The following is a 4,576-nucleotide window of genomic DNA, read 5'->3' as shown; positions in this document are numbered from 1 at the left end:
CTTTTCCTTGCTTAATTAGCAATAATGCCTTGATTCTGCTTCTCTTTAAAATAGTAGGTTGTTGGTTTTGCAACTTAACTAAATCCGATTCACTCTCTTTAACTTCAATATCTATTTGTTTTGCCATAAGCAAAAGATAATCATTTTTTGAGAAAATTCAAAGTATATTTGGCATTATACAACATCAAACCATAAGCTTTAATTCTTCTTGACAAATCTTTGGAAAAAGAGGTAATTCTCATTGACCATTTTCTAAAGATATCATTCTTCCATTTGGATGTATTACTAATTTATAACTTTCGATAGGTTGCATATACCCTTTACTAGAGTCAATTCTCAAGGAAAGATCTTTGAATGCTTATTTTTAACTAAGTTACTCTGATACTAATTTTCCTTTACTATTATAATATACCTTTGAGTAATCAAAATGATATTCTCTACCATTTACTGAAGGCATAAAGAGGTTATCGGACTTACTATCTACTATAACTTTTCCTTCTGTATTAATCAATTTGTATGTTCCTTCGTATTTAACAGCAGTAACTCCATCTATAAAAGAATAAGCATCTTCATAGACAAATGGGTGTACTACTTTACCACTAGTATTAATGAATCCATAATTTCCATTATTATGCTTTTGAACTAATGCTAACCCCTCACTAAAAAGACCTATATAATGATATACCATAGGAGCTATCCTTTTCCCTTTGTCATCTAATAATCCATACTGATCATTTTTATTCATTATTTGAAATCTTCTTTCATAACCAAATTCTATATCAACAACCCTCTTAAGTTTTGTTTTCTCTTTTCCATTGGAGTTTATGATATAAAAATAACCTTCTCTAAACCCAAATAACACCCCATAATCATTTTTGAATTTTGAATACTCATAATTTGATATTTTTATTTTTTCAGAAGAAAATAATTCATATCCCTTGTGATCTCTATCTTTTTTAATGGCCACTATATCATTATCAAATGCGATAATACTATCTGTTATGATACGATCTAGTTCTTTTTTATTTAAATTTAAATGAAAATATTCTCCATTAATTTCATAATATCTAAAGTCTTGACTGAGTACAGGGTAATTTTCAGATTGTATTTTAGTAATTAACTCCCCTGTATCAGTCAGTATTCTGTAACTGGCAAAATCTTTTGAATGTTCAGCAATTAGAGAACCGTAATTTGTATTAGCGATAGACATAAAATTCATACTTGATTCACGAGTACTTTTTTTTATGTACAGTTTGATTTTATCAACTTCTCCATTAAAATATATGGTTTTATAATAATACCTGTCATTATCACTTTCAGGGTTAAAAAAATCTAATTTAGAAAGTTTGTTATACGATAATCTTCTAAATTCTTCATTATTATTATTTAATTGCTCTAAATACACTTCTTCTCTTACCTCTTTTAGAGCATTAATCAATTCGGTATATTTCTTTTGAGCATCTATAAGAGGGGTTTCAGAATCACTTTGATATTTTTTACCTATTATTTTCCCTTTAGAAGTAACACCTTCTATTTCCAGAAGATCATGAATTGTATCGCTAAGCTGTATGTGCACATAATTATTTTTCATTTCCTTTAAAATAATTTCTCCACCTTTATATATAATCTTAGGGTTATTTTTAGAAATTGTTATGGTATCGTAATCAGACACATATGTAACTCTACACTGAATGTTAATACTATCGACTACCCGAGAAGTCCCCCACTTCATTTGATCTTCAAAATTAACTTTATAATTAGGTGTACTATCTATAGTATCACGATAATATATGGTTTTTGGAATAAGTTCTATTTCTATACCTGCGCCTAAAGTATTTGGGTTTATAAAAATATCTGTTTCATTTTCTACAAGAAATTTCAAGTAATTATGACCATCTTGTGGATATTGAACATGATAAACTTCTTGATATTGGCTAAAAATACTGGGAATTTTAGTAGTGTCTATTATAAAGGGCACATCATATATTTCATTTTCGATATTGATTTGTTCTGGTATTAAAGAGCTCCCCATATTATAGATAGCTAATAAACCGTTAAATGTTTCTATCGTTTCTTTGAGCAACTCTCCTTTTGTATGCATGCCTTTATCCTCAAGTTTAGATATAAAATACTCCAAATCAGGTTTTTTTTCTATGTCTGATTTGGTATTACAACTGACACTAAAAAGTACTAGTAAGCAAATAAAATATAAGTTTTGGTTTTTCATAACATTAAACAAAATAAACTACTTATCTTCAATAATCTAAAGAGATATCCGAGATTACCTTTCTGAAATCTTTCCTATTTTCCATAAGTTGTCTGCAAATTGATAAGTAAAAGCATAACATGATAATGAGATAAAAATACCGCTATAAAAGACTATATCTCTATCTAGGTTAAAAAAAACAAGTACTCCTAGTAATAGGAGATTTACAAATGTAGCCATTAATGCTCCTGTAGAAATCGCCCCGATTGTATTATAAAGTATTTTTATTGGTTTTATTACATAGCAAAGTATACTCAAAATAATTGCTAAAATAAAATTTCCAAAAGTAAAGATCAGTACAAGAATTCCTTCATGGATGTTATTTTTTGAAATATAAGTTAGTATCTCATTCATTCACTTAGCTTGAAAAAGACTTGTAAACTATAAAACATATAATAGCTAGTATAAGAAATACTATAAAGTATCCCATTTTTCTTTTCATAAATGGAACATCTTCAAAAATAAATTCATAAAAAGCTGTATCCATAATGACTAGTTCTCTTTCTGTAGCGCCTTTTACAATTTCTAAGTTTCCGTTTTTATTAGTAATAACTGTACCTGTTACAATATATTCTGTTTCATCTTCTATCAATAGATTTTCTACATCAAGTAATGTTCTTGATATTTTCTTTTCTGTTCTATGAGTATTTATCTGTATAGAAATACCTTTTGCATTTACTTTTATTTTTCCTGTGTTATCTTCTATATAAAAATCGGTACTTTCAGAGGTTGATTTAAGAATTCTCCATTTTCTCCTTTTTTTACCTTTTTTACCACGCCCATATCTAAGAGAAAGTTGACTATAATTATATCCTATGCATTCAATTTCAGAAATAGGTGATTTTATATGGTGAATCGCTTTTAATCGTCCTTTGATTTTTACTACTCCTTTTGAGAGGGAATCTATTTTAGATTCTTCAAGTATTTCTATTGGTTTTGGTTTTTTCTTTTTTAATACACCATATAAAATCATTCCCCCAATAATCATGAAAAGAAAGATATCTCCTACATCAAAAGTTGTATTAATGTATAATATCATATAATAAAAAGATATGATGTTTAAAGAATTAAATGTTTATTGCAATAGTATTAAAATAATACGAATTGATCACTTCCAATAGGTTTATAAAAAAAAGAATAATAACTTTTTCTAGATTCCCCAGAAGAACGTAATACAGATTTATTTCTTCCTACTTGTCCTATTTTATCATACACTAGAGTAACAATTTTACCGTTTGCATAAAAACGAAGTTTATAATCTTCAAATGGCATCATTTTATATCCTTCTTTAACTATTTTTCCAGAAGTCAAAAGCTTCCCTTTTCTCTTTTTACTATCAGATTCTGTAAAAAATAATTGTTGCGCAGTTCGTTTTTCTTTTTCATAGATCAAATCTGCATATTTAGATATACTATTTTGATCATATATCTCCCACATTTCTTTATACCGTGTCAATAACTGTTCTGTTAATTCTTTGATTTCCTCAGAATCTGTAACTAGTAGATTTTGAGCATTGTCTAATGTTGTTATATCATAGGGTACTACAGCCTCAAAAGTACCGTCAAAAAGATACTCTGTACGGTCTGGGTAAATAAATTTGGTCTTTTTACTAACCTCATTTTTTTCTATAGGGGCTGCAAGGTTTAATAGCACTTCTTCATCACTGTACTCTTTCTTTACAGAATTATACTCTCGTTTTACAACATCTACTATTACCTGTGCATTCTTTAAACTAGGTTCTAATTGTTGTGTCTCACGATTATATGAGGGATACATACGAACCTCTATGGTCTGTATTCCTGATTTTGATATAGCTAGATTAATAGGAAAATAACTTCCTTTTGGTGAAATATCATTCGTAATAAATTCATATCCAAGAAATACAGGAATATCATTGACTCGTACTTCAAAATTAGTATTTGAAGAACTTAGGTATATTCCATAATGAGGCTCTATGGGGTAGTGTTTTATTTCTTTATAAAGGGTACTAATATCTTCTATACTTCTCATATTCTCTTTTGTTTGATGCTGTGCGCAACTTGCAATACTTACTGTAATTAAAATACAACTAATTATTTTTTTCATTTTTCATTTTTCATTAAAACAAATTCCATTTTAAATCTTCTCCTTTATCATTTTTCCATACATTTTCATACTCATCCAATAATACTAATTCTTCGTCTACTATGTTTTTTGGTTTACTAAAAAGTTCTTGTCCTTGATCATCTTCTATTGTTATTAATAAGAGCATAAATTAGTTTATCTTTTGTTTTAAAAATCCTTATTTTTAGGTTGTGAGAAGAAGAAATA

Annotated in this window: 5 protein-coding genes; all 5 read right to left on the bottom strand. The window is 27.9% G+C overall.

The window, feature by feature from the left end; genetic code table 11:
* Nucleotides 1–373: 373 nt before the first annotated feature.
* The gene (locus tag CVD18_RS21515; protein WP_158250538.1) at nt 374–2,137 is read right to left on the bottom strand and encodes a WG repeat-containing protein; all 1,764 of its coding nucleotides are present in this window, start codon (nt 2,135–2,137) and stop codon (nt 374–376) included.
* A 144-nt stretch (nt 2,138–2,281) separates the two neighbouring features.
* Complete coding sequence (locus CVD18_RS21510) at nt 2,282–2,620, bottom strand: hypothetical protein (protein ID WP_103867525.1); 339 nt, start codon at nt 2,618–2,620, stop codon at nt 2,282–2,284.
* A 4-nt stretch (nt 2,621–2,624) separates the two neighbouring features.
* Nucleotides 2,625–3,305 carry a GIDE domain-containing protein gene (locus tag CVD18_RS21505; RefSeq protein WP_103867524.1) on the bottom strand — a complete coding sequence of 227 codons (681 nt, stop codon included), beginning with the start codon at nt 3,303–3,305 and terminating at the stop codon, nt 2,625–2,627.
* Between the two features lie 50 nt (nt 3,306–3,355).
* Nucleotides 3,356–4,351, bottom strand: coding sequence for a hypothetical protein (locus CVD18_RS21500; protein WP_103867523.1), 996 nt, complete (start codon nt 4,349–4,351; stop codon nt 3,356–3,358).
* Between the two features lie 13 nt (nt 4,352–4,364).
* A complete protein-coding gene (locus CVD18_RS22875; RefSeq protein WP_158250537.1) occupies nt 4,365–4,517 on the bottom strand; it encodes a hypothetical protein in 153 nt (50 codons plus the stop codon).
* Between the last annotated feature and the right edge of the window lie 59 nt (nt 4,518–4,576).

It is taken from the genome of Aquimarina sp. I32.4 (assembly GCF_002924285.1).
Taxonomy (GTDB): Bacteria; Bacteroidota; Bacteroidia; order Flavobacteriales; family Flavobacteriaceae; genus Aquimarina.
Note: the sequence above shows the minus strand (reverse complement) of the source record. Positions and strands in the feature narration are given on the sequence as shown.